Origin of the sequence: Actinomycetospora cinnamomea (assembly GCF_003096675.1) — a bacterium.
Classification (GTDB): Bacteria; Actinomycetota; Actinomycetes; order Mycobacteriales; family Pseudonocardiaceae; genus Actinomycetospora; species Actinomycetospora cinnamomea.
Map to the genome: position 1 here is coordinate 37,486 of NZ_QEKW01000008.1, position 25,985 is coordinate 63,470.

The window sequence follows — 25,985 nt, forward strand, 5'->3', positions numbered from 1 at the left end:
GTCCTAGATCGAGTACTTCCCGTCGGGCACGACCAGTTCGCTGGGCCCCGAGAACTCCTCGCGCGCCTCGGCCAGCAGCGCGGTGCCGTCGGCCCACGCCGGCACGTGGGTCAGCAGGAGCCGCCCGACGCCCGCCTCGCGGGCCGCACGGCCGGCCTGGCGCCCGGACAGGTGGACGCCCATCGGGCGCTCGGGCGAGTCGGTCCAGGTCGCCTCGCACAGCAGCACGTCCGCGCCGCGGGCGAGGTCGACCAGCTCGCGGCACGGACCGGTGTCCCCGGAGTAGACGAGGGTGCGGCCCTCGTGCTCGAGGCGCACCCCGTAGGCCTCGCAGGGGTGGTCGACCGGCGAGGTCGAGAGGGCGATCTGCCCGACCGCTCCCGGCCCGAGGGCGAACGGCCGGTGCACGAAGACGTCGGAGAGGTCGGTGGCCACCCGCTCGTCGGACGAGGGCGCGTAGGCGACGGCCAGGCGCACCTCGGACTCGGTGGGCCCGTGGAGCGGGAGGATCTTGCCCGGCCCGTCGGGATGGTAGCGCCGGTGCACGATCAGCCCCGAGACGTCCGCGCAGTGGTCGGGGTGGAGGTGGGACAGGACGACGGCGTCGAGGTCGAACGGGTCGATGTGCCGCTGGAGCACCCCGAACGCCCCGTTGCCGAGGTCGAGCACGAGGGTCGTGTCGTCCGCACGGACCAGGTAGCCGGAGGCCGCGGAGTGCGGCCCGGCACCGCTGCCGGAGCACCCCAGGACGATCAGTTCCACGGGCGCACCCTACGGGCCCGACCTACCCGATCGCACAGGGCAATCGCGCCGGTCAGGTCACGGATCGGAGACGGGTGTCACAGGGATCGGCTCGATCATGCCGCGGCGGGTCCGACGCGGCGACGGCGGTCGGCCGCCACGGTGAAGCGAGCGGCGAGGATGCCGCCGATCGCGCCGCACAGGTGGGCCTGCCACGAGATGCCCGGGGTGCTGGGCAGCACCCCGAACAGCAGGCCGCCGTAGATCAGGAAGAGGACGACCGCGAGCACGATCTGGCCCACCGAGCGGGCGAAGAAGCCGCGGACCAGCAGGAACGCGAACCAGCCGAAGATGATGCCGGACGCGCCGATGGTGGAGCCGGGGCTGCCGATCAGCCACGTGCCCACGCCGCTGACGATCCAGATCGTCGCGGTGACCGCGAGGAACTGCCCGATGCCACCGGCGAGCACGAGGAAGCCGAAGACGAGCAGGGGGACCGTGTTGCTCGCGAGGTGGTCGAAACCGCCGTGCAGCAGCGGCGACCAGAGGATGCCCCCGAGGCCGTCGACGGTGCGGGGCACGATGCCGTCGTCGTCGAGGCCCTGCGGCGGGTCGAGCGAGACGAACACGGTGCGGTCGGCCAGCTCGACGAGCCAGAGCAGGGCGACCACGCCGAGCATGAACAGCGCGGCGCGCAGGGGCTGGGCGGGCCACACCCGTGGCGCGGGGCGGGCCGGGACACCGGACGGGCTGGTCACGCCCTCGACACTACGGGCGCCGGCGCGGGATCCGCGTGGGTCGCGACCCTGGGTTTCCTCGGGGTCCTCACGCCCAGAGCTGGCCCTCGAGGGCCTCGGCGGCCTCCTCGAGCGTGCCGGTGTACGCGCCGGTGGACAGGTACTTCCACCCGCCGTCGCAGACGACCATGACGATGTCCGCCTCGTCGCCCCCGCCCGCGGCCTTCTCGGCCTGGCCCAGCGCGGCGTGCAGGATCGCGCCGGAGCTGATGCCCGCGAAGATGCCCTCCTGCTCGACGAGCTGGCGGGTGCGCCGCAGCGCGTCGTAGGCGCCGACCGAGTAGCGGCCGGTGAGCACGTCGGGGTCGTAGAGCTCGGGCACGAATCCCTCGGCGATGTTGCGCAGGCCGTAGACGAGCTCGCCGTAGCGGGGCTCGGCGGCGATGATCTGGCAGTCGGGCTTGTGCTCCCGCAGGTAGCGGCCGGTGCCCACGAGCGTGCCGGTGGTGCCCAGGCCGGCGACGAAGTGGGTGATCGTCGGCATGTCCCGCAGGATCTCCGGGCCGGTGCCCTCGTAGTGCGCGAGCGCGTTCCCCGGGTTCCCGTACTGGTAGAGCATGACCCAGTCCGGGTGCTGCGCGGCGATCTCCTTGGCCGTCGCGACGGCCTGGTTGGAGCCGCCGGCGGCCGGCGAGAAGATGATCCGCGCGCCGTACATCTCGAGCAGCTGGCGCCGCTCCGCGGAGGTGTTCTCGGGCATGACGCACACCAGCTCGTAGCCCTTGAGCTTGGCCGCCATCGCCAGCGAGATGCCGGTGTTGCCCGAGGTCGGCTCGAGGATCGTGCAGCCCGGCGTGAGCCGGCCCTCGGCCTCGGCCTGCTGGATCATCCGCAGCGCCGGCCGGTCCTTGATCGAACCCGTGGGGTTGCGGTCCTCGAGCTTCGCCCACAGCCGCACGTGCGGCGCGGGCGAGAAGGACGGCAGGCCCACGAGGGGCGTGTCACCCAGGGCGTCGATCAGGGACTCGTACCGGGCCATGGCTCCTGGCTCTCCTCAGCGCGTCACGGCGCTGGTCAGCGGGCACCGCCCGCCACCGCGGGCAGGATCGTCACGGTGCCGCCGTCGGGCACCTGCGCGTCCAGACCGCCGGCGAAGCGGACGTCCTCGTCGTTGACGTAGACGTTGACGAACCGGTGCAGCGACCCGTCGGTCACGAGCCGGTCCTTGATGCCGGGGTGGTTGGCCTCGAGGTCGGTGATGACCTCCTGCAGCGTCGAGCCCTCGGCCTTGACCTGCTTCTCGCCGCCGGTGTGGGTGCGCAGGATGGTCGGGATCGAGACGGTGGCGGACACGGAATCCCTCCGAGGAGTGGGTGGACGGCACGTACTGCGTCGGTACCAGGTGGACAGCGTCGCACGGGGCCGCGACATTCCGCTGACCTCGCGGTGTGGCCCGGGCGGGCCCGCCGCGTCAGGCGCGCGGGTCCGGGACGTCGGCCTTGTCGGGGACGTCGGGGGTGCCGGTGTGGGCGAACATGTAGCTCTCCACCACCTGCACCTCCTCCTCGGTGACCTCGCCGTCGACGATCCGGTAGGACCGCAGCTCGTGCTGCTCGGGATCCCGGGTGCCCACGAGCACGTAGTGGGCGAACGGCTCGCTCGCCAGCCTGATGTCGGTGCGCGACGGGTAGGGCTCGGTCGCCGTGTGCGAGTGGTACACGACGACCGGGATCTCGTCGTTGCGGTCCATCTCCTGGTAGACGCGCAGCTGCTCCATGGAGTCGAACCGGTAGAACGTCGGCGAGCGCTCGGCGTTCTCCATCGGCACGAACCGCTGCGGCCGGTCGGAGCCGTCGTCGGGGCCGGCGAGGATGCCGCACGCCTCGTCCGGGTGGTCCCGGCGCGCGTGCGCGACCATCTGCTCCACGAGGTCGGCGCGGATCACCAGCACACCGCCGAGTCTACGGACCCCGGCGGAGCTCAGCCCGTCAGCGTCGTCACCCGGCCAGGGTCGTGACGAGCGAGTCCTGCAGCCAGGTCAACCAGTGGTAGACGGGCAGGTGGTCGGCGCGGGGATCGTCGGCCGGCAGCTGCTCGGGCATGTCGTCGGTCACCTCGAGGGCGACGCCCAGCGCGAGCCGCACGTCGTTGACCGCGGCGAGCCACTCCTCGGCCTGCGACGGCGCGAGCTCCACCCGCCCGCCCCCGGCCGGGCAGGTGGTCAGCACGGTGGCGATGGCGGCCCGCTTGGCCTCGATGAGCTCGGGCTCGCGCACCGAGCGCAGCGCCGCCGAGACCTGGTCGGCGTCCCGCTCGCTCGAGGACGCGAAGTCGGGCAGCAACCGCGCCAGCACCGGGTCGTCCGGCGGGGTGGAGGGGCCGGTGCGGATGCCGGTGAGGGCGGCGAGCTCGTCGTCGGGGGCGGCGGCGCCCCGCCCGGTGAGCATCTGGTCGACCTGACCCACGAGGCCGCGCAGCACCTGCGCCTCGGGGCGCTCGAGCACCGCGACGTAGCGCACGCGGTCGCCGCGGCCCTGCCTCTTCCATGCCTTCACACGAGTCAGCTCGCCCGCTGCATGGTCGCCCACAGGCCGGCCGCGTGCAGGCGCGCGACGTCGCCCTCGACCTTCTCCCGGCTGCCCGACGACACCGTGGCCCGGCCCTTGTGGTGCACGTCGAGCATGAGCGCGGTCGCCTTCGCCTTGTCGTAGCCGAAGAGCTTCTGGAACACGTAGGTCACGTAGGACATGAGGTTGACCGGGTCGTTCCAGACGATGGTCTGCCAGGGCGTGTCGGCGAGGGTCGCCTCGTCGACGGCCTCCTCGGCACGCTCGTCGACATCCGGCTCGGCCGGTGCGGAGAGGCGGACCCACGGCACCGAGCGCGGCGGAGCCGGCGCGCCGAGGACCGAGGACTGCATGTGTCCATCGTGGCACCCCGGCGGGCTGTGCCGCACGGGGGCGCACCACTCCCGCCTAGGCTGGAACGGTGACCCGGCCGAGCACCGTGCCCAGTACTGCGCTGCCCAGTACCGGGCTGCCCAGTACCGGGCTGCTGACCGACCAGTACGAGCTGACCATGCTCGACGCCGCGCTCGCCGACGGCACGGCCTCGCGGCGGTGCACGTTCGAGGTCTTCGCGCGCAGCCTGCCCCACGGGCGCCGCTACGGGGTCGTCGCCGGGATCCCGCGGCTGCTCGACGCGCTGGCGCGGTTCACCTTCGGCGACGAGGAGATCCGCGTGCTGTGCGACGCGGGCGTGCGCGACCGCGTGGCCGAGTACCTCTCCGGGCACCGCTTCGGCGGCGACATCACCGGCTACCAGGAGGGCGAGCTGTACTTCCCCGGTTCGCCGGTGCTCTCGGTGAGCGGGACCTTCGCCGAGTGCGTGCTGCTCGAGACCCTCGTGCTCTCGGTGCTCAACCACGACTGCGCGATCGCCTCCGCCGCCGCCCGGATGGCCACCGCGGCCAACGGGCGCCCCCTGATCGAGATGGGCTCGCGGCGCACGCACGAGGAGGCGGCGGTGGCCTCGGCCCGCGCGGCCTACCTCGCGGGGTTCGCGGCGACGTCGAACCTCGAGGCCCACCGGCGCTTCGGGGTCCCCACCACCGGCACCAGCGCGCACGCGTTCACGCTGCTCCACGACTCGGAGGCCGACGCGTTCCGCGCGCAGGTCGAGGCGCTCGGGGTCTCGACGACGCTGCTGGTCGACACCTACGACATCACCCAGGGCATCGCGACCGCGGTCGAGATCGCGGGCACCGGGCTCGGCGCGGTACGCATCGACTCCGGCGACGTCGGCGTCCTCGCCCAGCAGGCCCGCGCCCAGCTCGACGCGCTCGGCGCCACGGGGACGCGCGTGGTCATCTCCGGCGACCTCGACGAGCACGCCATCGCCGCGCTGCGCGCCGAGCCGGTCGACGCCTACGGGGTGGGCACGGCCGTCGTCACCGGATCGGGCGCGCCGGCCGCGGGCATGGTCTACAAGCTCGTCGAGGTCGACGGGCGGCCCGTGGCCAAGCGCAGCTCGTCGAAGGAGTCGCGGGGCGGGGCGAAGTCGGCGGTGCGCCGCCACCGCCCGACCGGCACGGCCGTCGAGGAGGTCGTGCACCGCGTCGACGCCGAGGTGGAGGTCGGCGAGCACGACCGCGTCGTCCCCGTCCCCCTGCTCGTCAAGGGCGAGCCGGCGGGCGAGCTGCCGACCCTCGACGAGTCCCGCGAGCACCTGCGCCGCGGCCTCGTCGCCGTCCCGTGGGAGGGGCTCAAGCTCTCCCGCGGCGAACCGGCGATCCCGACCACGTTCATCACGTAACCGGGGGACGGGGGACGCACCTGGCGGTGCGAGCAGTGCGGCTTTGCTGGCGTTCAACGCCAGCAACGCCGCATCGATCACGCGCGGCCGCGGCTCCCCGACGCAGATGCGAGGCGTCAGGGAACCGATCGGGCCGCCTCGTAGTCTGAACCCTCGTGGGAGCGAGCACGGACACGGTGACCGGGCCGCCTCCGGTGTCCGAGCTGCTCGCAGCGGCGGTGTCGGCGCTGGGCGGCAGCGAGCGCGAGGGCCAGCAGAAGATGGCCGCGGCGGTCGAGCGCGCGCTGCGCACCGGCGAGCACCTCGCCGTGCAGGCGGGTACGGGCACGGGCAAGTCGCTGGCCTACCTCGTACCGGCGATCCGCCACGCCCTCGCCGGCGAACAGGCGGTGATCGTCGCCACGGCCACGATCGCGCTGCAGAACCAGCTCGTCGACCGCGACCTCCCGCGCCTGACCAAGGCCCTCGAGCCGGTGCTCGGCCGCGAGCCGACGTTCGCGATCCTCAAGGGCCGCGCCAACTACCTGTGCCGGCACAAGATCGAGACCAGCGCCCAGGCCGAGGACCCCGTCGACGAGCAGCTCTTCGACCCGTTCCAGGTCTCCGCGCTGGGCCGCCAGGTCACCCGCCTGCACGAGTGGGCCGAGAAGACCACCACCGGCGACCGCGACGAGCTCGTCCCGGGCGTCACCGACCGCGCCTGGCGCCAGGTGTCGGTCAGCGCGCGCGAGTGCCTCGGCGCCGCCCGCTGCCCCGTCGCCGAGGACTGCTTCTCGGAGCACGCCAAACGCGTCGCCGCCGGCGCCGACGTCGTCGTCACCAACCACGCGATGCTCGCCATCGACGCCATCGAGGGCCGCGCGGTGCTGCCCGACCACGACGTGGTGGTCGTCGACGAGGCGCACAACCTCGTCGACCGGGTCACGTCCGTGGCCACCGGCGAGCTCACGGGCGCGACGGTCACGGCGGCCGCGCGCCGCTGCGGCAAGCTCGTCGACCAGGCGCTGCCGGACGCGCTGCTCGACGCCGGTGAGGGCCTGGACACGGTGCTCTCCGACGCCGCGCCCGGGCGCTGGGAGCGGATGCCCGAGGGCGTCGGGCGGATGCTCTCAGCGATCCGGGACGCCGCCTGGTCGTGCCGCCAGGCGCTGGGGCCCGACCGCGACAAGGGCCGCGACGACGACGCGACGGCGCGGAAGTTCGCGCTGGCGCTGGTCGAGGAGGTCCACGACGTCGCCGGGCGCCTGCTCACCGCCTTCGACCGCGAGGACCCGGCCACGCGCCCCGACGTCGTGTGGTGCAGCGATCGCGAGGTGGGCTCGAAGACGGTGCGGGCGCTGCACGTCGCGCCCCTGTCGGTCGCCGGGCTGCTGGCCAGTCGGCTGTTCGGACGCTCGACGGTCGTGCTGACCTCCGCGACGCTCGCGCTGGGCGGGTCGTTCCACGCGCTGGCCCGGCAGTGGGGGCTGCCCGCGGGCGGCTCGCGCGAGACCACCGAACCCATCCCCGACGACGGCGGCGGGCACGCCAACGACCCGGCGACCAACCTCGTCTGGCACGGCCTCGACGTCGGCTCGCCGTTCGCGCACGGCAAGGCCGGCATCCTCTACGTGGCCCGCCACCTGCCACCGCCCGGGCGCGACGGCCTCTCCCCCGCGTGCCTCGACGAGATCGAGCGCCTCGTGCGCGCCGCGGGCGGGCGGGCACTGGGCCTGTTCTCGTCGATGCGCGCGGCGAAGCAGGCCGCCGAGGACCTGCGGGGGCGCTGGGACGGCGCGGTGCTCTGCCAGGGCGACGACGCGACGGGCACGCTGGTCACGAAGTTCGCCGCCGACGTGGAGAGCGTCCTGTTCGGGACGCTGTCGCTGTGGCAGGGCGTCGACGTGCCCGGCGAGTCCCTGCAGCTGGTGATGATCGACCGCATCCCGTTCCCCCGGCCCGACGACCCGCTGGTCTCAGCCCGTCAGCGTGCGGTGGACGCCCGCGGCGGGAACGGCTTCCTCACCGTCTCGGCCACCCACGCGGCGCTGCTGCTCGCCCAGGGCGCGGGGCGGCTGCTACGCGGAACGGGCGACCGCGGCGTCGTCGCCCTGCTCGACTCGCGCGTGGCTACCAAGCAGTACGGGGGCTTCCTGCGCGGCTCCCTGCCGCCGTTCTGGACGACGCAGGACCCCGCCGTCGTGCGGGGGGCGCTGGAGCGGCTCAGCCGGTCGTGAGCACGGGACGGGCGAGCTCCGTGCGCCACACGGCGACGTCGTCGGTGTCCCGCGGCCCGACCAGGTAGGTCTCCTGCACCGGGCCGTCCACCGCGAGCCCCTGCCCCACGAGCCACGTCCCCAACGCGCCGTAGGTGACGTCGACGTCGTGGTGCGGGCCGGGGTGGACGGCCACGGCCAGCGCGCGGGCGGGCAGCTCGAAGGGGCGCACGCGCCCGCGGGTCGGCGGTGCGGCGGTGGGCACGTACACGACGGCGCAGCCGCGGCCGCCGGTGAACAGGGCGTCGTCGTAGAGCCCGCCGGGCGGCCCGTCCGGCACGGCGCCGTGCGCGGCGAGGGCGTCGTCGAGCTCGGCCATGGCCTCGCCGTACCAGGTCTCCGCCTGCGGACCGTCGACCTCGGCGACGACGGCGGCGACGGTCCTCGCGGGAGCGGCGCGCCGCGTGACGTGGACGCGCTCGCGGGTGGGGTCCAGCAGGCGGTGCAGGGCGGCGACGGCCTCGCGCGTGGTCTCGAGCTGCACCTCCAGGCGGCGCAGGTGCGCGGCGAGCAGGGCGTGGCGCGCGTCGTCGTCGCCCGTCGCGACGAGCTGCGCGACCTCGGCCACCGGCATCCCGAGCGCGCGGAAGCGGCGGATCGCCTGCGCGGTGCCGACCTGCGCGGTCGCGTAGTACCGGTAGCCGGTGTGCGGGTCGACGTGCTCGGGCGCCAGCAGCCCCGCCTCGTGGTAGCGGCGCAGGGTGCGCACGCTGAGCTGGGTCACCCTCGCGAACTCGCCGATCGTCATGCGTCCGGGCACCTGCCCAGACTGGACCCTCTCCCCGGGGGAGGGTCGAGCCTGGGTCGCGTCCCCACCGAGACGACCTGGGAGCGCACCCGTGACCACCACCGAACTCGTCGAGCGGTACTTCGCCACGGCCGTGGACGATGACGTCGAGCGCTACGTCGCGCTGTTCGCCGACGACGCGGTCGTCGTCGACGACGGCGGCCGCCGCGACGACCTCCGCGCGTGGCGCCGCGACGTGCCCGCCGTGACCTACGATGTCGAGGCGATCGAGCCCGGCGAGGGCGTGGCGCACGCGGACGCCGTCGTGGCCGGCGACTTCCCCGGCAGCCCGGTACGCCTGGACTTCGCGTTCGCGTTCGACGCCGACGGGCGCATCACCGCGTTGACCATCCGCCCGCGCGCCGCGACCTGACGCCCCGGCGTGTCGCCGCCGCGAGAATGTGGCGATCCTGGCGTTGAGTGCCAGCAAAGCCGCATTGCTCGCACACCCCGTGTGCGGTCGGCACTCCCGCGTGCGGGTACGGGGCGGTCCTGGGACGCCCTGGTCAGGGTCACGCAGGAGGAGTAGGAACGGGTGCTCGAGGCCCGACCGGGTCCCGGCGCTCGGAGGTAGGCGCGATGGCCGTCGAGTTCCGGCTGCTGGGCGAGATCGACGTCCGGCTCGGCGGCCACGAGCTCGACATCGGTCACGCCCGGCAGCGCTGCGTCCTCGCGGCCCTGCTCGTCGACGTCGACCGTGCCGTCCCGGTCGACCAACTGATCGACCGCGTGTGGGCGGACCGGCCCCCGCACCGGGCGCGCAACGCCCTCTCGGCCTACGTATCGCGCCTGCGCCACCTCCTGGCCGGCGTCCCCGGTGTGCGCATCACCCGGGGCCCCGGGGGCTACGCCCTCGGGACCGACCCGCTGGCGGTGGACCTGCACCGCTTCCGGCGCCTGGTCGCCGAGGCCCGCGCGGCGCACCGTCCCGCCGACGCCCTCGCGCTCCACGACCGGGCGCTGGGCCTCTGGCGCGGGGAGCCGTTCGCCACGATCGACACCCCCTGGTTCGACGGCCTCCGCACGTCCCTGGTCGCCGAACGCCTCGCGGCCACCCTCGACCGCAACGACGCCGCGCTGCGCGCCGGGCGGCACGCCGACCTGCTCGCCGAGATCGCCGCCGCCCTGCGCGATCACCCGCTCGACGAGCGCCTCGCCGGCCAGCTCATGCTCGCCCAGGTCCGCAGCGGCCGGCAGGCCGACGCCCTGGACACCTACCAGCAGATGCGCCGCCGGCTCCGCGACGAGCTGGGCGCGGATCCGGGAGCCGCGCTCCGCGAGGTCCACGAGCAGGTCCTGGCCGGCGACGCCGGCGCCCCCGTGCCCGTCGGGGTCGCGCCGGTGGCCGACCCCGCGCCGGGGGGCCCGGCGCGACCGCCACCCGGGCCGGCCGGGCCCGCGGGCAACCTGCCCCGCAGGGTGACCAGCTTCGTCGGACGGGAGGCCGACGCGGCCCGCGTCGTCGCCGCGCTGCGCGACGGACCGCTCGTCACGTTGACCGGGGTCGGCGGGGTGGGCAAGTCGCGGCTGGCCGTCGAGTGCGCCGTGCGCGAGCAGTCCCGCTTCCCCGACGGCGCGTGGCTCTGCGAGCTGGCGGCGCTCGACGACGACGGGCCGGTCAGCGACGCGGTGGCGGTCGCGTTGCGGGTGCGACAACGCCAGGGCCTCACGATCGAGCAGACCGTGATCGAGTACCTGCGCGGCCGGGAGCTGCTGCTCGTGCTGGACAACTGCGAGCACGTCCTCGAGGCCACCGCCCGGCTGGTCGACCAGGTGGTGCAGCACGCTCCGGGGGTGGTCGTCATCGCCACGAGCCGGGAGGCCCTCGCGGTCGAGGGCGAGCGCCTCCTGCCGCTGGTTCCCCTGTCGGCCGGGGACGGTGCGGCATTGTTCGCGGAACGCGCCCGCACCGCGCGCCCGGACCTGCGCCTCGACGGCGAGCACGCCGCGGTGGTCTCGGAGGTGTGCCGCCGGCTCGACGGTCTCCCCCTGGCGATCGAGCTGGCCGCCGCCCGGGTGCGCGTCATGAGCCCCGCCGAGGTGGCCGGGCGCCTCGACCGCGGACGGCTCCTCCGCCTCGGCACGCGGGGGTCCCTCCCCCACCACCAGAGCCTCAAGGCCACCATCGACTGGTCCTACCGCCTGCTCTCCGAGCCCGAGAAGACGCTGTTCGCGCGGCTGTCGGTCTTCACGGGCGGGTTCGACCTGGCCGGGGCCCACGGTGTGTGCGGCGACCCCGGCGCCGTCGAGGACGACACGCTGGACCTGCTCGCCGGGCTGGTCGAGAAGTCCCTGGTGACGGTGCGCACCGCGTCGGAGCGGTCCCGGTACGGCGTCCTGGAGACCCTGCGGGCGTTCGGTCGCGAGCGCCTGCGCGAGGCCGGGGCGGAGGCCGAGATCGGGCAGGCGCACGCCCGGTACTTCGCGACGCTGGGCGGGGAGGTCGCCCGCGCCCTGCACGGACGCGACGAGCGGGCATGGGTCGAGCGCACCCTGCCCGACTACGACAACCTGCGGACGGCGTTCGAGCGGGCCGTCGCCGACCGGGACGTCGACACCGCCCTGGTGCTGGTCACGTCGGTGTCCGAGCTGGTGCACCTGCGGGTCGGGTACGAGTGGGCCGGCTGGGCGGAGCGCACGCTCGAGCTCGTGCACGGCGACCATTCCCTGCGGGTCGCGGCCGTGGGCGCCGCCGCCCCGGGGCCTGGAACCGCGGCGAGTTCGCCGCGGCGCGCGCACTGGCCGAGCGGGCCGGCGGGGCCGTGCCCGGGCGGGGCACCGCACGCATCGCCTACCCGGGGGACGTCCTCGCCGACGTCGCGCTCTACGAGGGCGACGCCGTCACCGCGCTGCACCACTACGAGGGCGAGGTGCGACGCGCACGTGCCGACGGCGACCCGGTCCGGCTGGTGTGGACCCTGTACTACGTCGCGGTCTGCCGCGCGGTGCTGCGCACGCCCGAGCAGGGCATGTCCGCGGCCCGGGAGTCGGTCGAGGTGGCCGGGACCACCGGCAACCCGACGGCGCTGTCGATGGCGCGCTACGCCCTGGGCCTCGTGCTGAAGAAGTCCGACCCGGAGCGGGCGCTGGCGCAGTTCGACGAGGCCGCGGAGCTCGCCGCCTCCGTGCGCAACTTCTGGTGGTACGGCATCGCACTGATGGAGGCGGCGGCCACGCGGGCCGTGCACGCCGACCCCGCCACGGGCGTGGCGGCGCTCGCCGTGGTCCTCGACCACTGGGACCGTGTCGGCGACTGGACCCAGCAGTGGTTGAACCTCCGCTACGTCGTGCGGCTGCTCGTCCGGGTCGGCGCCGACGAGGACGCCGTCGTCCTCCACCACGCCCTCGTCGCGGCGGGCAAGCCGTCGCCCCTCGACGCCCGGCGGCTCGACCACGCCGCGGCCGCCCTCGGCGACGAGGGGTTCGCCGCCGCCGCCCGACGGGGATCGGCCCTCACCGGTTCCGGTGCCGTCGCCCTCGCCCGGGCCCGCCTCGCCGCCCGGTGCCGGTCGCCGGGTCGACCCGGCCGTGCCTCGAGCTCCGTCGTCGGGGTGGTCACGTCGGCACCACCGTCGAGCTGAGCACCACCTTGGTGATCTCCGGGATGAGGACGTCGGCGCTCCGGGGCTCGAACCCGTGGCCCCGCAGCCGCGTGGCCAGGGCGGCGCCCGAGAACGACACGGCGTCGGGGCGGCACGCGACGTACTGGAGGAACCACAGGGCCGCCGGGGCCGGGCCGGGCTCGTCGTCGTGGAGCATGAAGTCGTGCACGACGAGCAGCCCGCCGGGCCGTAGGCAGGCGTGGGCCTTGGCGAGCACCACGTCGATCTCGCCGTCGCCGAGCGCGCTGAGCAGGTACGACATCAGCACCACGTCCTGTCGGTCCGGCCACGGGTCGCGCACCGCGTCGGCGGCGAGCAGCGCGACGCGGTCGGTGAGGCCGGCCGCGTCCCGGTACTCCCGCGCGACGTCCACGACCGCCGGGAGGTCGAGGACGGTCGACCGGACATCGGGGTCCCGCTCGCAGAACGCGATCGAGAACGCCCCGCTGCCGCCGCCGACGTCCAGCACCGTGCAGGGCCCGGCGAGCGCGAGCCGGTCCGCGAGCCTCCGGGCGGCGCCGAGCGAACCGGCGTGCTGGGCCTCGGTGAAGGTGCGCGCCTCGCGCGGGTCGGCGAGGAGGCCGGCCCACGTGTCGAAGGCCGCGCCCGTCCCGGCCAGCCCCGCGTCCAGGTGCACCAGCGCGGGGTAGACCTGCTGGGAGACCTGCAGCCGGAAGTAGGGCCCGAGATCGCCCGGCACCCCGCGCACCAGGTGTCGCTCGGCGGCGGGCGCGTTGACGTACCCGTCCGGGTGGGCGACGACCAGCCCGATGCCGGCGAGCGCGTGCAGCAGCGTCTCCAGGCGGTTGGCGGCGACCCCGGTGGAGGCGGACAGCGCCGCGACCGTGCGGTGTCCGTCGGACAACCGGCTGAACAGGTCGATCCCGAGCGCGGCGAACAGCGCCTTCGAGGCCATGAAGCCGTACGCGAGACGCGACAGCTCCGTGCGGTCGACCACGGGTCCGACCGTGAGCCGACGGCCGTCCGTCGGTGGCGCCTGTCCCATCTCGTCCTCCCCGGTGCGGCCGCGCATCGGTGACGAGGGTGCGCCGCGCACGGTCGGCACCGCTTCGACGAGCATGAAACGTCCTGGTCAGGAGGGGTGTGACGGCGGGGCCGTGGCGTGCGCGCTTCACGCGTCCCCAGACCTTCCCGGGCCCGGGCGGCGCACCGTGCGGGAACCGGACCCCGCTCGTGGCGGTCCCGCACCCGAGAGGGACGACCATGACCACGACCGTCCCGCAGCCCGGCGCCCGGCCCACCGGCGAGCAGGGGACCCGGCGTCCCGCCGTGCTCCGGAAGCGCCCGCCGCCGGGACGCGCCCGTCCCCCGTCGGAGGGCGGCCGGCCCCGCCTGGCACGGCCGCGGTGTGGGCACGGTCCTGCTGCGCGCGCTGCGCGAGCGCGCCGTCGCGGCGGGGTAACGCGAGCTCACCGCCGAGGTGCTCGCGGAGAACGGCGCGGTCCTCGCGCTCCTGCGTGGGGTCTTCCCGATCTGCAGCCTCGCGCGCGACGGCGCCGTCCTCACCGTGACCCTGCCCCTGACCGAGGCCTGGTCCTGGGACGCGGCGGCCCTGCTCGGCCCCTGACCAGCGCATTTCACCGCCGTCCAACCATCCCGGAGCACGACCTCGCCATCATCGGCACGCGGGACCGACCCACCAGGAAGGACACGATCATGACCACGACCACCACCACGACCACCGACGCCGACCGCGCGCTCAAGGCCAAGCACCGTGCGCTCTGGGCGTCGGGCGACTACCCCGCGGTCGCGGCCGAGCTGATCCCGCAGCTCGGTCCCGAGCTCGTGCGGGCCTGTGACGTGCGTGCCGGCCAGCGGGTGCTCGACGTCGGCGCCGGTTCGGGGAACGCGGCGATCCCGGCCGCGGTGCGTGGCGCCGCCGTCACCGCGTCCGACCTCACTCCCGAGCTGTTCGACGCGGGACGGGCGGTCGCCGCCCGGCGAGGCGTCGAGATCGAGTGGGTGGAGGCGGACGCCGAGGCCCTGCCGTTCGCGGACGCCACGTTCGACGTGGTGACCTCCTGCGTGGGCGCGATGTTCGCTCCACGCCACCAGCTCGTCGCCGACGAGCTGGTGCGGGTGTGCCGTCCCGGCGGCACCATCGGCATGATCAACTGGACGCCCGAGGGCTTCATCGGTCACCTGTTCAAGACGATGGGGCCGTACGCGCCGCCACCCCCGCCCGGCGCCACCCCGCCGCCCCGCTGGGGCGACGAGGGCCACGTCGCGGAACTGTTCGGCGACCGCGTGACCGACCTGGAGACCGTGCGGCAGCGGATCGTGATGGACCACGCCCCCGACCCGCTGGCGTTCCGCGAGTACTGGAAGCGCAACTACGGTCCGACGATCGCGGTCTACCGCTACCAGTCCGGCGACCCGGAGCGCGTCGCCGAGCTCGACGAGGCGTTCCTGCAGTTCCTCACCGCGTGGAACGGCTCGGACACCCCGGGCCGCACGGCCTACGAGGCCGAGTACCTGCTGGTCACCGCCCGACGGCGGTAGGGATCAGGGCAGGGTCGCGAGGAGGGCGTCGGCGAGGCGGCCGGGGGCGCCGGGAGCGCGGGGCAGGAAGAGCTCGGGCTCGACGAGCTCGAGCTCCATGACCACCGGCTCCCCCTCGAGGCGGACGAGGTCGACGCGGGCGGGGGCGACCGGGCCCGGCGCGGCGGCCAGGGCGGCCTCGGCGACCGCCACCTCGCGACTGGTCGGGGTGTGGTCCTCCAGGCGCCCGCCGTGCTTCTCGTGCACGAGGAACCCGCCGGCGGCGGGCAGCTTGCGCACCGCGTGCGACCACGCGTCACCGAGCCGGATCAGCGAGACCTCCCCGTCGCGTCCGATGCTCTCCACCGCGGGCTGGACGAGGACGTCGCCACCGGCCAGGAGCTCGGCGACGGTGTCCCGCAGGTCCTCGGCGGGCCCCAGCCGGGCGCCGCGCCCGCCCGCGGACACCGCGGGCTTGACCACCAGCGTGCCCTCGCCCAGCGACGCGGGTGCCGGCCCGCCGGCCTCCAGCAGCGTGGTCGGGACGACGGGCACACCGGCCGCCGCGAGCTCGACGAGGTAGCGCTTGTGGCTGTTCCAGGTCAGCACGGGCAGCGGGTTGAGCAGGCGGGTCGCGGCGTGGACGCGCCCGGCCCAGGCGAGGAAGGCGTCGCGGCGCGCGGTGTAGTCCCAGGTCGTGCGCACGGCGACGAGGTCGGCGCCCGCCCAGTCGACGGTGTCGTCGTCCCAGGCGGTCGCTAAGGCGTCGACGCCCCGCACGGCCAGCGCGTCGAGCAGCGGTCGGGTCTCGCGGTCGGCGCGCGCGTCGCATCCCCGCGAGCCGGCGACGAGGACCCGGGTCACGACGCCGGCCGTGCGCCCATGCAGGTCACCGTCCCGGGCGCGACCTCGGTGAACCCCGCGTCGCGCACCGGCGCCACGCCGTGCTCCTCCCACGCCGTGCGCCCCGACGGGTCGTCGGCCAGCGCGCGGCACCACCGCGCCCAGTCCTCGGACACCGCGGGACGCACGCCGGCCTCCAGCACCACCGCCGGGTCGGCACCCTCGGCGGCCAGGACGGTCGCGAGGATCATGCTGGCGTGCCCGACCTGCGCGGCGGCCTTGCCCAGCGTCTGCTCGACCTCCGGGTTCAGCCAGATCACGGCCGCGCCCGGCGGTGGCGGGCCGGGCTGGTCGGCGGGCAGCTCCGTCCCGCCGATCTGCAGCCGCCGCACCTCGTGGGGCACCTCGTCGACCGGGCCCGGCACGAGCGCGCGCACCTCGGCACCGTCGGGGCCGAGGGTCACGCCGTCGATCCCCTGCACCGCCCGCCAGTGCGCGGTGCGGGCCCGGCGGGTGAGCTTGCGGATCCGCCCGGCACCCGCCCACGCGTCGACCGCCTCGAACCACGGCCCGCCCGGGGCCGCGCGCTCGTCGAGGCAGAGCGCGAGCGCGGCGGCCGCCGCCGACTCGAGCACCGTGGTGCGCGCCGGCGCGTCCCGCTCGAGGCGCAGCACCAGCGTCATCGCGCGCGCGACCCCGTCCTCGGGCTCGTCCCACCCCGGCGCCGGCGTGTCCACCAGCCAGGGGCAGACCCGCGCGGCGAGCGGGGCCAGGGCGGGTGTGAGCGCTTCTCCGTGCCCTAACACGGGCAAGCACGCACAAGACCGGAGGTCAAAGGGGCACCCGGCGCAGGAGCCCCTCGGCCGCGTCGGCGAACTCGATCTCGTCGCGGGTGACGCCCAGGATGAACAGCACGGCGTCGAGGTACGGGTGGGACAGCGCGGTGTCGGCCGCCGCGGCCACCACGGGCTTGGCGTTGAACGCCACCCCGAGCCCGGCGGTGGCCAGCATGTCGAGGTCGTTGGCGCCGTCGCCGACCGCCACGGTCTGCTCCAGCGGCACCCCGGCCTCGGCCGCGAAGCGCTGCAGGGCCTCGGCCTTGCCGGCCCGGTCGATGACGGGGCCGACGACCCGGCCGGTGAGGCGCCCGTCGACCACCTCGAGGTCGTTGGCGGCGGCGAAGTCGAGGCCGAGGTCGTCGACGAGCCGGTCGATGATCGCGGTGAACCCGCCGGAGACGACCCCGCAGCGGTAGCCCAGGCGCTTGAGGGTGCGGACCGTGGTGCGCGCACCCGGGGTGAGCTCGAGCTCGTCGGCGACCTCGTCCAGGCAGCTCGCCGACAGCCCCGCCAGCGCCCCGACCCGGCGGTGCAGCGACTCGGCGAAGTCCATCTCGCCGCGCATCGCGGACTCGGTGATGGCCCGGATCTCGTCCTCGCACCCGGCGCGTGCGGCGAGCATCTCGATGACCTCGCCCTGCACCAGCGTCGAGTCGACGTCGAAGACGATCAGCCGCTTGGCGCGCTGGGCGAGCCCGACGCGCTGGACCGCCACGTCGCACCGCGCGCGCCGCCCCGCCGCCGCGAGCGCCTGGCTCAGCGCCGTGTCGCTGGGCGGGTCCTGGGCCGGCAGCGAGACCCGCAGCTCCAGCCCGGTCACCGGGTAGTCGGCGATCCGCCGGACGCGGTCGATGTTCACCCGCATCGCCGCCAGCCCGCGCGCGACCTCCGCGAAGTTCGCCGCGGTGATCGGGCGTCCCAGCACGAGCACGACGTGGGTCGAGAACGGGTGCACCGACGAGGCGTCCCCGCCGATCTCGACGGTGACGGAGAGCCCCAGCGACGGCATGGTGAGGTCCAGCGCCGCCTGCAGCTTCGCCGGGTCACCGGGCAGCGTGACCAGCGCGCTGAGCGTGATCCGCCGGTGGATCGTCGCCTGCTGCACGTCGAGCATCTCCGCGGAGTGCTCGGCCAGCACCGCGAACAGCGCGGCGTTGACCCCGGGGAAGTCCGGACCGGTGACGGTCACGAGGACCGGCACCGGCTCGGCACCCGCGCCCGCCGCGCCGGAGGGCACGGCGCGCACCGTGGACTCCGTCACGACGGGCAGCGCTCCCGGGATCTGCTCGTCGGGCTGGTCGTCGGGGACGGCCCGGGTCACTTGTTCCGGGGGTCGGAGCCCGGGATGTGCTCCTGGCCGGTGCGCCCGGCCGCGGCCTCGCCGATGCTCTCGTGGCCGCCACCGACGTGGGCCTCGAGGCGGATGCGCTCGGTGAGGTGCGGGTAGTGCAGCTCGAACGCGGGGCGTTCGGAGCGGATGCGCGGCAGCTCGGTGAAGTTGTGCCGCGGCGGGGGGCAGGACGTCGCCCACTCCAGCGAGTTGCCGTGGCCCCACGGGTCGTCCACCTCGACGGGACGCCCGTAGCGGTAGCTGTGGAACACGTTCCACAGGAACGGCAGGGTCGAGGCGCCGAGGATGAACGCGCCGATCGTGGAGATGGTGTTCAGCGTGGTGAAGCCGTCGGTGGCCGCGTAGTCGGCGTAACGGCGCGGCATGCCCTCGTTGCCCAGCCAGTGCTGCACCAGGAACGTCAGGTGGAAGCCGATGAACGTCGCCCAGAAGTGGAACTTGCCGATCCGCTCGTCCATCATCCGGCCGGTCATCTTCGGGAACCAGAAGTAGATGCCGGCGTAGGTCGCGAACACGATCGTGCCGAACAGCACGTAGTGGAAGTGCGCCACCACGAAGTACGAGTCCGACACGTGGAAGTCCAGCGGCGGGCTGGCCAGCAGGACGCCGGTGAGGCCGCCGAACAGGAAGGTGACCAGGAAGCCGACCGAGAACAGCATCGGCGTCTCGAACGTCAGCTGGCCCCGCCACATCGTGCCGATCCAGTTGAAGAACTTGATGCCGGTCGGCACGGCGATGAGGAACGTGGTGAACGCGAAGAACGGCAGCAGGATTCCGCCGGTGGCGTACATGTGGTGGGCCCAGACGGCCACCGACAGGGCCGCGATCGCCAGCGTCGCGTAGATCAGGGTCTTGTAGCCGAAGATCGGCTTGCGGCTGAACACCGGGAAGATCTCGGTGACGATGCCGAAGAAGGGCAGCGCCACGATGTAGACCTCGGGGTGCCCGAAGAACCAGAACAGGTGCTGCCAGAGGATCACGCCGCCCGCCTCGGGCGCGAAGATCTGGGCGCCGAGGTGCCGGTCGGCCAGCAGGCCGAAGAGGGCGGCGGTGAGGATCGGGAACGCCAGCAGGATGAGCACCGCGGTGACGAGGATGTTCCAGGTGAAGATCGGCATCCGGAACATCGTCATGCCCGGGGCGCGCATGCAGACGATGGTCGTCACGAAGTTGACGCCGCCGAGGATGGTGCCCAGACCGGAGACCGCCAGGCCGACGATCCAGAGGTCGGGGCCGACACCCGGCGAGTAGATGACGCTCGAGAGCGGGGTGTAGGCGAACCAGCCGAACGCGGCGGCGCCGTCCGGGGTGAAGAACCCGGAGACGACGATGGTGCCGCCGAAGAGGAACAGCCAGTACGAGAAGGCGTTCAGCCGCGGGAACGCGACATCGGGCGCCCCGATCTGCAGCGGCACGATGTAGTTCGCGAAGGCGAAGAGGATCGGCGTCGCGTAGAGCAGCAGCATGATCGTGCCGTGCATGGTGAACAGCTGGTTGTACTGGTCCACCGACAGGATCTGCAGCCCGGGCTGGGCCAGCTCGGCGCGCATGAGCAGCGCCATCAGCCCGCCGATCAGGAAGAACGCGAACGACGTGACCATGTAGAGGATCGCGATGTCCTTGGGGTCCGTCGTCCGGAGCATCCGTCCGATCAGCGACCCGCGCTTCGACTCCCGCGCCGGGTACGGCGTGGTCGAGATCGGCTTGGGGGCGACGGCGGTCACGAGGGCCTCCTGCTCACGGTGTGTCTCCTCCACCCCGGCGGCCGTGGGCCGCACGTGCGCGGACAGCAGGGATCGTAACCGCCGTCCGGCCCCCCGGCTCGCCGGGTGACGTCATCAACGACGAGCAGTCGTAGGAGGGCTCCCGGCCCCCGTGCACCCCCCGTGCCGACCCGCCCGTCAGACGGGGCGCTCGGCTCGCGTGCGGTCCTGCCGGTGGACCGGCGCCACGTCGTCGGTGCGGTCGCGGTCGGGGGCCGTGCCGCGCGAGGTCTCGGGTCGCTCCCCGGTGCGGATGATCGGTAACCGCTCCACCGCGCCGGCCGCGCCGGCCAGGGCGCCGTCCACGGTGCGCAGCACTCCGGCACCCCGGCCACCGAGGGCCTCGCCGAGCTGCTGGAGCCGATCGCGGGCGCGGTCGAGGACCGTCAGCGGCAGCGCGGAGAGGACCTGGCCCGGCGGGCGCCGCGACACCACGGGGTGCGGCCGCGTCGGCGAGGTCAGGCGCAGCAGGCCCCACTGCAGGCCGAGGAGCTGCAGGCGACGCACCGAGAGCTCCTGCTGCAGGCGCGGCAGGAGCTCGTCCTCCTCGGAGCGCACGTCCTCGTCGAGGGCGGCGAAGGCCCGCTCCATGAGGTCGGCGTGCTCGGGGTCGGACGGGCTCGACCGGTCGAGCCGGGCGACGAGCTCGTCGACCTCCTGGTGCTCGGACTCGATGTGCAGGCTCAGCGGGTCGCCCTCCGCCAGCACCCTGCGCGCGGCGGGGAAGAGCACGGCCTCCTCCGCGAAGGCGTGGGTGAAGACGAGGCGAGCGAGGGCGCGCAGCGTCACCTCGTGCTCCACGCCCCCGGTGGCGAGGGTCTGCCGGGCGCGGTCCATCAGCCGGTCCAGGCGTTCGTGGTCGCGCCGCTGGAGGGTCAGGATGCTCAGCGGCCCGCCCATCCGGGCGTCGTCCTGGTGCGCGATCGAGGTCGTCACGAGGCCTCCTCGGGACTCGGCGGGGCCGGCGCGCAGGCGCCCTCGACAGGGCACGCCGCGGCGCGGCGGGCGCGGGCGGCTCGGTGGCTCGGCTCGGCCTGCGCGGACGTCGGATCGGGCATTACCCGATGCCGCCCGGTCACGAACGGACGGGGACCGGGGACGACGAAGGCCCGTCGCCAGCGGCGACGGGCCCGTCGGTGTGTGCGTCGTGGGTGGAGCTGAGGGGACTCGAACCCCTGACCCTCACACTGCCAGTGTGATGCGCTACCAGCTGCGCCACAGCCCCAACACGACGCAACGTTACACGCCGGTGGCCCGCGGCCGACGAGGGGGGTGCGGCGATCATCCCTCCAGGTAGGCGTCGAGGGCCGCTGCGCCGCGGAGCATGGCGCGTCCGCGGGCCGTGAGGCGCGCGTGCCAGTCGGTCAGCGTCGCGGCGAGGGGCTCGACGCCGCCGGCGGAGCGGACCCGGTCGAGCACCGGGGCGATCCGTTCGAGCAGGTGGCCGCCGCGCCGGAGCTGCGCGACGAGCCGCGCGTCGCGCACGTCGGCCGCACCGAAGACCCGGTAGCCCGTGCGCGGGTCGCGGCGCGGGCGGACGAGCCCGGCGCGCTCCCACTTGCGCAGCGTGGCCGGGCGCACCCCGAGCCGGTGCGCCAGGGGGCCGACGAACACGTCGCCGCGCTCCGGCGGGACCGGGTCGAGGTCGCGGAGCGCGGCCTCGACGGACGTCAGGGTCCGCCGGTCGTCGAGGAGCCGGGCGTGGCCCTCGTCGACGAGCCGCAGCGCGTCCGCGGTGGCCCCGCGGTGGACCGCCTGCAGGATCGCGGCGGCTGCGGCGTGCCCGTGGCCGGGCACGAGCGCGAGGAAGGCGTCCAGCGCGCGGGCGTGGCGCGCCGTGTAGCTGCGGTAGCCCTGCGGCCCGCGCTCGGCCGCCGGGAGGATCCCCGCCGCCTCGTAGTTGCGGACCGCCTGGGTGGACAGACCGTGCGCGCGCGCCAGATCCACCGGCCGGAGCCGACCGCCTTGTTGAAGGTTTGGTCCCACGATCCTGCCGATTTCCGCTCTGAAGTCTCACCCGGAGGTTCAACGATAGCGTCGAGGGGCGTGACCACCACCCTCGACGACCTCCTCCACCCCGTCGACGCCGCCGCGCTCGTCGACCTCCTCCCGGCCCGCCCGCGGCTGCTCGCCCTGGGTGAGCCCACCCACGGCGAGGACACGCTCCTCCACGTGCGCAACCACCTCTTCCGGCAGCTCGTGGAACAGCAGGGCTACCGCACGATCGCGATCGAGAGCGACTGCCTGCGCGGCCTCCTCGTCGACGACCACGTCACCACCGGCAGGGGCACGCTCGACGATGTCATGGCGCACGGCTTCAGCCACGGGTTCGGCGCCTCCCCGGCGAACCGGCAGCTCGTGGCGTGGATGCGGGCGCACAACGAGGGCCGGCCCGCCGACGAGCAGGTGCGCTTCGCGGGCGTCGACGGCCCCCTGGAGATCACCGGTGCGGCGAGCCCGCGGGAGGCTCTCACGGCCCTGGACGAGCACCTCGCGGCCGTGGTCGACGCCGACCTGCTCCCCGTCACCGCGGAGACGCTCGACCACCTGCTCGGGGCCGACGAGCGGTGGACCGACCCCGCCGCGATGCGGGACCCGTCGCGGTCGGTGGGCCGCACGCCCGAGGCCGACCGGCTGCGCCTCGTCGCCGACGACCTCGTGGCGCTGCTGGACGAGCAGACGCCGGCGTCGATCGCGGCCACGTCGCGGGACGCGTGGCACCGCGCGCGCCTGCACGGACGCACCGCCGCCGGCCTCCTGCTCTACCACCACGCGATGGCCGGCACCTCACCCGGCCGCATGGCGCGGATGCTCGGCCTGCGGGACCGGATGATGGCCGCGAACCTGCTCGCGCTCGCCGAGCGGGGCCCGGTGCTGACGTTCGCCCACAACGCCCACCTGCAGCGGGAGCAGAGCTCGATGCGCCTGGGCGAGCACCCGGTCGCGTGGTGGAGCGCCGGCGCGCTCGTGGCCGCCCACCTCGGCGGGGACTACGCCTTTCTCGCCACCGCTCTCGGCACGATCCGTCACCGGGGCGTCGACGACCCGCCGCCGGACACCGTCGAGGGGCTCCTCGCCGCCCTGCCGCCGGACCACGGCCAGGACCACCGCTTCCTCGAGGCCCGCCTCCTCGAGGCCCGCCTCGTCGACGCCCGCCGGCTGGCCCCACGTGTCGGGGACGTGACGCCGCGGGTGTCCCCGTGGTTCGGCTACGCCCCGCTGGACCCGGCCCACCTGGAGAGCATCGACGGGCTCGTGTTCGTCCGGGACGCGGTGGCGGGCTCGACCTAGAAGCGCTCCCGGTGCTGCTCCTGCTCCAGCACCGCCTCCAGGTCCGAGAGCCGGTCCATGGTCGCCACCGCCCGCGCCGTGCGCTGGTTGGCGCGCAGCAGGTCCTGGTGGCGGTGCACGAACTGCCAATAGCCGGCGGTGAACGGGCAGGCCTTCTCCCCCACGCGCACCTTCGGGTCGAAGGCGCAGCCGCCGCAGTGGTCGGACATCCGGTTGATGTACGCCCCGCCCGACGCGTAGGGCTTGGTGGCGAGCTTGCCGCCGTCGGCGTGCTGGCTCATCCCGACGACGTTGGGCGGCATCACCCAGGCGAAGCCGTCGACGAACGACGTCGTGAACCACTCCGACAGCGCTCCGGGCCGGTACTCGCGCTGCAGGGCGTGGTTGCCGAGCACCATGAGCCGCGGGATGTGGTGCACCCAGCCGCGGTCGCGGACGCCGTCGAGCGCGTCGGACAGGCAGGCCGCGGTGACGGCGTCGCCGTCGAGCTCGGTCCACCAGTCCGGCAGCCCCTGCCGGTGGCCCATCTCGTTGCGGCGTGTGTAGCCCACCCCGAAGTGCCAGTACAGGTGCCAGATGTACTCGCGCCAGCCGAGGATCTGGCGCACGAAGCCCTCGACCGAGTTCAGGCGGGCCTCGCCGTCGCGGTGGGCCTGCTCGGCGGCGTGCACGGCCTCGAGCGGGTGCAGCACGCCCAGGTTCTGGGGCACCGAGAGCAGCGAGTGCGCCATCCACGGGTCGCCGGCGAGGATCGCGTCCTCGTGGGGTCCGAACTCCTCGAGGCGGTGGTCGACGAAGTGCCGCAGCGCGGTGCGCGCCTCGTCGGCGGTGACGGCGAACAGCCGGGGTCCGTCGCGCCCGACGGTCGGCAGGTCCATCCCGTCGAGGTCGCGCCGCACGCCGTCGTCGACGTCGTCCTCGGTCGGCCACCACGGCTCGGTCACCCCGAGGGTCCGCGCGTTCTTCGGCGGGGGCTCCCGGTTGTCGTGGTCGAGGTTCCACTTCCCGCCGACCGGGCTCTCGCCCTCCATCAGCACGTCGAAGCGCCGGCGCTGGTTGCGGTAGAAGTTCTCCATCGTGAACGAGGTGTCGTCCCCGGCCCACGCCTCGAACTCCGCGCGCGGGCGCGCGAACGTCGTCGTCGGCAGGACCGCGGCCACCAGGCCCTCGGTCTGCAGCTGCTCGACGAACGCCACCGCCGTGTGCGAGGTCGGCTGGTGCACGACCACCGGGCGCCCGACCTTCTCCAGCGCCTCGCGGTAGGTCGCCGTGCGGTGGTAGATGGACCGGTCACCGAGCTCCGCGTCGAGGTGGCGCATCCCCGAGAGCAGCAGGTGCAGCTTCTGGCGGTGGTAACGGCGGCGCCGCAGCACCGCCGACGACTCCACGAGCACGACCTCGCGCTCCGCGTGCTGCGGGAGGCCGTGCACGGCGGGGCCGAGCTGGTCGCCGAACAACCACAGCGGCGCGTCGGCGGGGGCGCCGGACTCCTCGAGGGCGGCGTCCACGCCCGGCCCGTGGGTCTCCAGCACGCCCTCGGGCACGGCCCCGACAGCGGCGCGGCGCGTCATGCGCGGCGGGTGCCCGCGTCCCCGGGAGGTGAACCCCCTGTCGGCGTGCTCCCCCTATCGGCGTGCTCCCCCTAACGGCGTGCTCCTCCGGACGTCTCGGGCATGCGCACCCAGACGAGCAGCGCCGCGACGGCGATCGCGGCCGAGAGCCCGAACGCGGCGCCGAACGAGGCCCCCTGCGCCAGGGCCCCCGCGGCGATCGGGCCGACGATGGCCCCGACGTCGGCGGCCATCTGGAACCCCGAGAGCGCCGGCCCGCCGGAGCGCCGCGAGCCGACGAGGTCGGCGACGGCCGCGCCCTGGGCGGGCTGCAGCAGCCCGGCGCCCGCGCCGGCGATCGCCGAGGCCCCGAGCAGGACGGCGAGGCCCGCCGCGCCGGGGAGCGTCGCGAGGCCCAGCGAGCCCGTGCCCAGTGCGACGAGCCCGAGTCCCGCGACGATCACGGGGCGGCGCCCCCGGCGGTCGGACAGGCCGCTGGTCGCGAGAAGGACGAGGCCGTCGCCGACCGCGAAGACGGTGAGCGCGATGCCCGCCCACAGCGGCTCGCGGCCCAGGGCGACGGCCACGAACAGCGGGACGAGCGCGATGCGCACGCCCTGCACGGCCCAACCGGTGGCGAGCGAGGAGACCAGCGAGGCCCGGTAGACGGGCAGGCGCAGCGCGGCGCCGAGGGTCAGCGGGGTCTCCTCCTGACCGTCGCGGCGCACCCCGACGTTGCGGGAGCGGGCGAGCAGCGCGCCGACCACGATCGTCGCGAGCACGAGGGCGATCGCGTAGACCACGAACGGGGCGCGCAGGTCGACCGCCACGAGCGCGCCGCCGAAGGCGGGGCCGGTGACCCCGCCGAGCAGGAACGCGCCGGTGAACAGCCCGCTCGCCTGCCCGCGGCGGCCCTCGGGGGCCAGGCGGAACATCAGCGAGAACGCCGAGACCGTGAACATCGTCGACCCGATGCCGCCGAGGCCGCGGAAGACCAGCAGCTGGGTGTAGCTCGTGGCCAGCGCGCACGCCCCGGTGGACGCGGCGACGACCAGCAGGCCCGCGAGGTACATCGTGCGCTCGCCGGTGCGGGCGACCAGCCGCCCCGAGACCGGCGCGAACAGCAACCGCATCACCGGCAGGGCGCTCACCACGGCCGACGCCGCGGTCACCCCCACCCCGAAGCTGCTGGCGAACACCGGGAGGGCGGGCGCGACGATGCCGTAGCCGGCGGCGACGAGGAAGCTCCCCGCCAGCAGCGCCCAGACCTCCCACGGCAGGGCCGCCTGCGGGGGGTCGTCCGGACGATCGCCGGGCACGCGGTCCCGCTGCGGTGCGGCACCCATCAGGGGTCGGGGCTCCTCATGGTGGGGGGCGACGGCGCCCCCAGTCTCCCCCTCCCCCTCGCCG

Annotated in this window: 25 protein-coding genes and 1 tRNA gene; 8 read left to right on the plus strand and 18 right to left on the minus strand. The window is 74.7% G+C overall.

Features of this window, described 5'->3' with window-relative positions:
- Positions 1–3: 3 nt before the first annotated feature.
- The 7 genes from C8D89_RS16170 to clpS form a co-directional block, all read right to left on the minus strand.
- Positions 4–762 carry an MBL fold metallo-hydrolase gene (locus C8D89_RS16170; RefSeq protein WP_116709168.1) on the minus strand — a complete coding sequence of 253 codons (759 nt, stop codon included), beginning with the start codon at positions 760–762 and terminating at the stop codon, positions 4–6.
- 95 nt (positions 763–857) lie between these two features.
- Positions 858–1,499, minus strand: a complete 642-nt coding sequence (locus C8D89_RS16175) for a rhomboid family intramembrane serine protease (protein WP_243418155.1) — start codon at positions 1,497–1,499, stop codon at positions 858–860.
- A 67-nt stretch (positions 1,500–1,566) separates the two neighbouring features.
- On the minus strand, positions 1,567–2,517 hold the full coding sequence (locus C8D89_RS16180; RefSeq protein WP_116709169.1) for a PLP-dependent cysteine synthase family protein: 951 nt from the start codon (positions 2,515–2,517) through the stop codon (positions 1,567–1,569).
- Positions 2,518–2,552: 35 nt separating this feature from the next.
- Positions 2,553–2,831: a MoaD/ThiS family protein gene (locus tag C8D89_RS16185; protein WP_116709170.1), complete on the minus strand. Its 279-nt coding sequence runs from the start codon at positions 2,829–2,831 to the stop codon at positions 2,553–2,555.
- A gap of 118 nt (positions 2,832–2,949) precedes the next feature.
- On the minus strand, positions 2,950–3,429 hold the full coding sequence (locus C8D89_RS16190) for a M67 family metallopeptidase (protein ID WP_116709171.1): 480 nt from the start codon (positions 3,427–3,429) through the stop codon (positions 2,950–2,952).
- A gap of 46 nt (positions 3,430–3,475) precedes the next feature.
- A complete protein-coding gene (locus C8D89_RS16195) occupies positions 3,476–4,033 on the minus strand; it encodes a DUF2017 domain-containing protein (protein ID WP_116709172.1) in 558 nt (185 codons plus the stop codon).
- 5 nt (positions 4,034–4,038) lie between these two features.
- Positions 4,039–4,398, minus strand: a complete 360-nt coding sequence (gene clpS, locus C8D89_RS16200; RefSeq protein ID WP_116709173.1) for an ATP-dependent Clp protease adapter ClpS — start codon at positions 4,396–4,398, stop codon at positions 4,039–4,041.
- A 158-nt stretch (positions 4,399–4,556) separates the two neighbouring features.
- Here clpS and C8D89_RS16205 point away from each other — a divergent pair, with 158 nt between their 5' ends.
- Together C8D89_RS16205 and C8D89_RS16210 are read left to right on the plus strand one after the other, a co-directional pair.
- Positions 4,557–5,792, plus strand: coding sequence for a nicotinate phosphoribosyltransferase (locus C8D89_RS16205; protein ID WP_116709174.1), 1,236 nt, complete (start codon positions 4,557–4,559; stop codon positions 5,790–5,792).
- 155 nt (positions 5,793–5,947) lie between these two features.
- Positions 5,948–8,008 carry an ATP-dependent DNA helicase gene (locus C8D89_RS16210; RefSeq protein WP_207787257.1) on the plus strand — a complete coding sequence of 687 codons (2,061 nt, stop codon included), beginning with the start codon at positions 5,948–5,950 and terminating at the stop codon, positions 8,006–8,008.
- Here the strand turns inward: C8D89_RS16210 and C8D89_RS16215 are convergent.
- Complete coding sequence (locus C8D89_RS16215) at positions 7,995–8,795, minus strand: MerR family transcriptional regulator (protein WP_116709176.1); 801 nt, start codon at positions 8,793–8,795, stop codon at positions 7,995–7,997. The two genes, C8D89_RS16210 and C8D89_RS16215, sit on opposite strands and share 14 nt — an antisense overlap.
- A gap of 91 nt (positions 8,796–8,886) precedes the next feature.
- Here C8D89_RS16215 and C8D89_RS16220 point away from each other — a divergent pair, with 91 nt between their 5' ends.
- The 3 genes from C8D89_RS16220 (at position 8,887) to C8D89_RS29795 (ending at position 12,415) form a co-directional block, all read left to right on the plus strand.
- Positions 8,887–9,207, plus strand: coding sequence for a DUF4440 domain-containing protein (locus C8D89_RS16220; RefSeq protein WP_207787258.1), 321 nt, complete (start codon positions 8,887–8,889; stop codon positions 9,205–9,207).
- A gap of 206 nt (positions 9,208–9,413) precedes the next feature.
- Positions 9,414–11,897 (plus strand): AfsR/SARP family transcriptional regulator, encoded by a 2,484-nt coding sequence (locus C8D89_RS16225; protein ID WP_207787259.1) that lies wholly within the window; start codon positions 9,414–9,416, stop codon positions 11,895–11,897.
- Complete coding sequence (locus tag C8D89_RS29795) at positions 11,831–12,415, plus strand: hypothetical protein (RefSeq protein WP_207787260.1); 585 nt, start codon at positions 11,831–11,833, stop codon at positions 12,413–12,415. Before C8D89_RS16225 ends, C8D89_RS29795 begins: the two co-directional genes overlap by 67 nt.
- Here the strand turns inward: C8D89_RS29795 and C8D89_RS16230 are convergent.
- Positions 12,390–13,394, minus strand: coding sequence for a class I SAM-dependent methyltransferase (locus C8D89_RS16230; RefSeq protein ID WP_165825744.1), 1,005 nt, complete (start codon positions 13,392–13,394; stop codon positions 12,390–12,392). The genes C8D89_RS29795 and C8D89_RS16230 overlap by 26 nt on opposite strands.
- Before the next feature lie 483 nt (positions 13,395–13,877).
- Between C8D89_RS16230 and C8D89_RS29310 the strand changes: the two genes are divergently transcribed.
- Both C8D89_RS29310 and C8D89_RS16235 read left to right on the plus strand, forming a co-directional pair.
- On the plus strand, positions 13,878–14,024 hold the full coding sequence (locus tag C8D89_RS29310; protein ID WP_165825745.1) for a hypothetical protein: 147 nt from the start codon (positions 13,878–13,880) through the stop codon (positions 14,022–14,024).
- An 89-nt stretch (positions 14,025–14,113) separates the two neighbouring features.
- On the plus strand, positions 14,114–14,959 hold the full coding sequence (locus C8D89_RS16235; RefSeq protein ID WP_116709179.1) for a class I SAM-dependent methyltransferase: 846 nt from the start codon (positions 14,114–14,116) through the stop codon (positions 14,957–14,959).
- Between the two features lie 3 nt (positions 14,960–14,962).
- Here the strand turns inward: C8D89_RS16235 and C8D89_RS16240 are convergent, their stop codons facing one another.
- The 7 genes from C8D89_RS16240 to C8D89_RS16270 form a co-directional block, all read right to left on the minus strand.
- Positions 14,963–15,802 carry an ATP-grasp domain-containing protein gene (locus C8D89_RS16240; protein WP_116709180.1) on the minus strand — a complete coding sequence of 280 codons (840 nt, stop codon included), beginning with the start codon at positions 15,800–15,802 and terminating at the stop codon, positions 14,963–14,965.
- On the minus strand, positions 15,799–16,587 hold the full coding sequence (locus C8D89_RS16245; protein ID WP_116709181.1) for an aminoacyl-tRNA hydrolase: 789 nt from the start codon (positions 16,585–16,587) through the stop codon (positions 15,799–15,801). Before C8D89_RS16245 ends, C8D89_RS16240 begins: the two co-directional genes overlap by 4 nt.
- Positions 16,588–16,612: 25 nt before the next feature.
- A complete protein-coding gene (gene serB, locus C8D89_RS16250; protein WP_423717114.1) occupies positions 16,613–17,857 on the minus strand; it encodes a phosphoserine phosphatase SerB in 1,245 nt (414 codons plus the stop codon).
- Between the two features lie 80 nt (positions 17,858–17,937).
- A complete protein-coding gene (ctaD, locus tag C8D89_RS16255) occupies positions 17,938–19,695 on the minus strand; it encodes an aa3-type cytochrome oxidase subunit I (RefSeq protein WP_116709331.1) in 1,758 nt (585 codons plus the stop codon).
- Between the two features lie 177 nt (positions 19,696–19,872).
- The gene (locus tag C8D89_RS16260) at positions 19,873–20,670 is read right to left on the minus strand and encodes a hemerythrin domain-containing protein (protein WP_207787261.1); all 798 of its coding nucleotides are present in this window, start codon (positions 20,668–20,670) and stop codon (positions 19,873–19,875) included.
- Between the two features lie 216 nt (positions 20,671–20,886).
- Positions 20,887–20,959 (minus strand) — tRNA-Ala (locus tag C8D89_RS16265).
- Between the two features lie 56 nt (positions 20,960–21,015).
- On the minus strand, positions 21,016–21,681 hold the full coding sequence (locus C8D89_RS16270; RefSeq protein ID WP_243418156.1) for a TioE family transcriptional regulator: 666 nt from the start codon (positions 21,679–21,681) through the stop codon (positions 21,016–21,018).
- Between the two features lie 99 nt (positions 21,682–21,780).
- On the opposite strand from C8D89_RS16270, the gene C8D89_RS16275 reads away from it, so the two are divergent.
- The gene (locus tag C8D89_RS16275; protein ID WP_116709183.1) at positions 21,781–23,025 is read left to right on the plus strand and encodes an erythromycin esterase family protein; all 1,245 of its coding nucleotides are present in this window, start codon (positions 21,781–21,783) and stop codon (positions 23,023–23,025) included.
- On the opposite strand, the gene C8D89_RS16280 is transcribed toward C8D89_RS16275, so the two are convergent.
- Positions 23,022–24,596 carry a cryptochrome/photolyase family protein gene (locus C8D89_RS16280; RefSeq protein ID WP_116709184.1) on the minus strand — a complete coding sequence of 525 codons (1,575 nt, stop codon included), beginning with the start codon at positions 24,594–24,596 and terminating at the stop codon, positions 23,022–23,024. The genes C8D89_RS16275 and C8D89_RS16280 overlap by 4 nt on opposite strands.
- A 71-nt stretch (positions 24,597–24,667) precedes the next feature.
- Positions 24,668–25,921: an MFS transporter gene (locus C8D89_RS16285; protein ID WP_116709185.1), complete on the minus strand. Its 1,254-nt coding sequence runs from the start codon at positions 25,919–25,921 to the stop codon at positions 24,668–24,670.
- Positions 25,922–25,985: the final 64 nt, after the last annotated feature.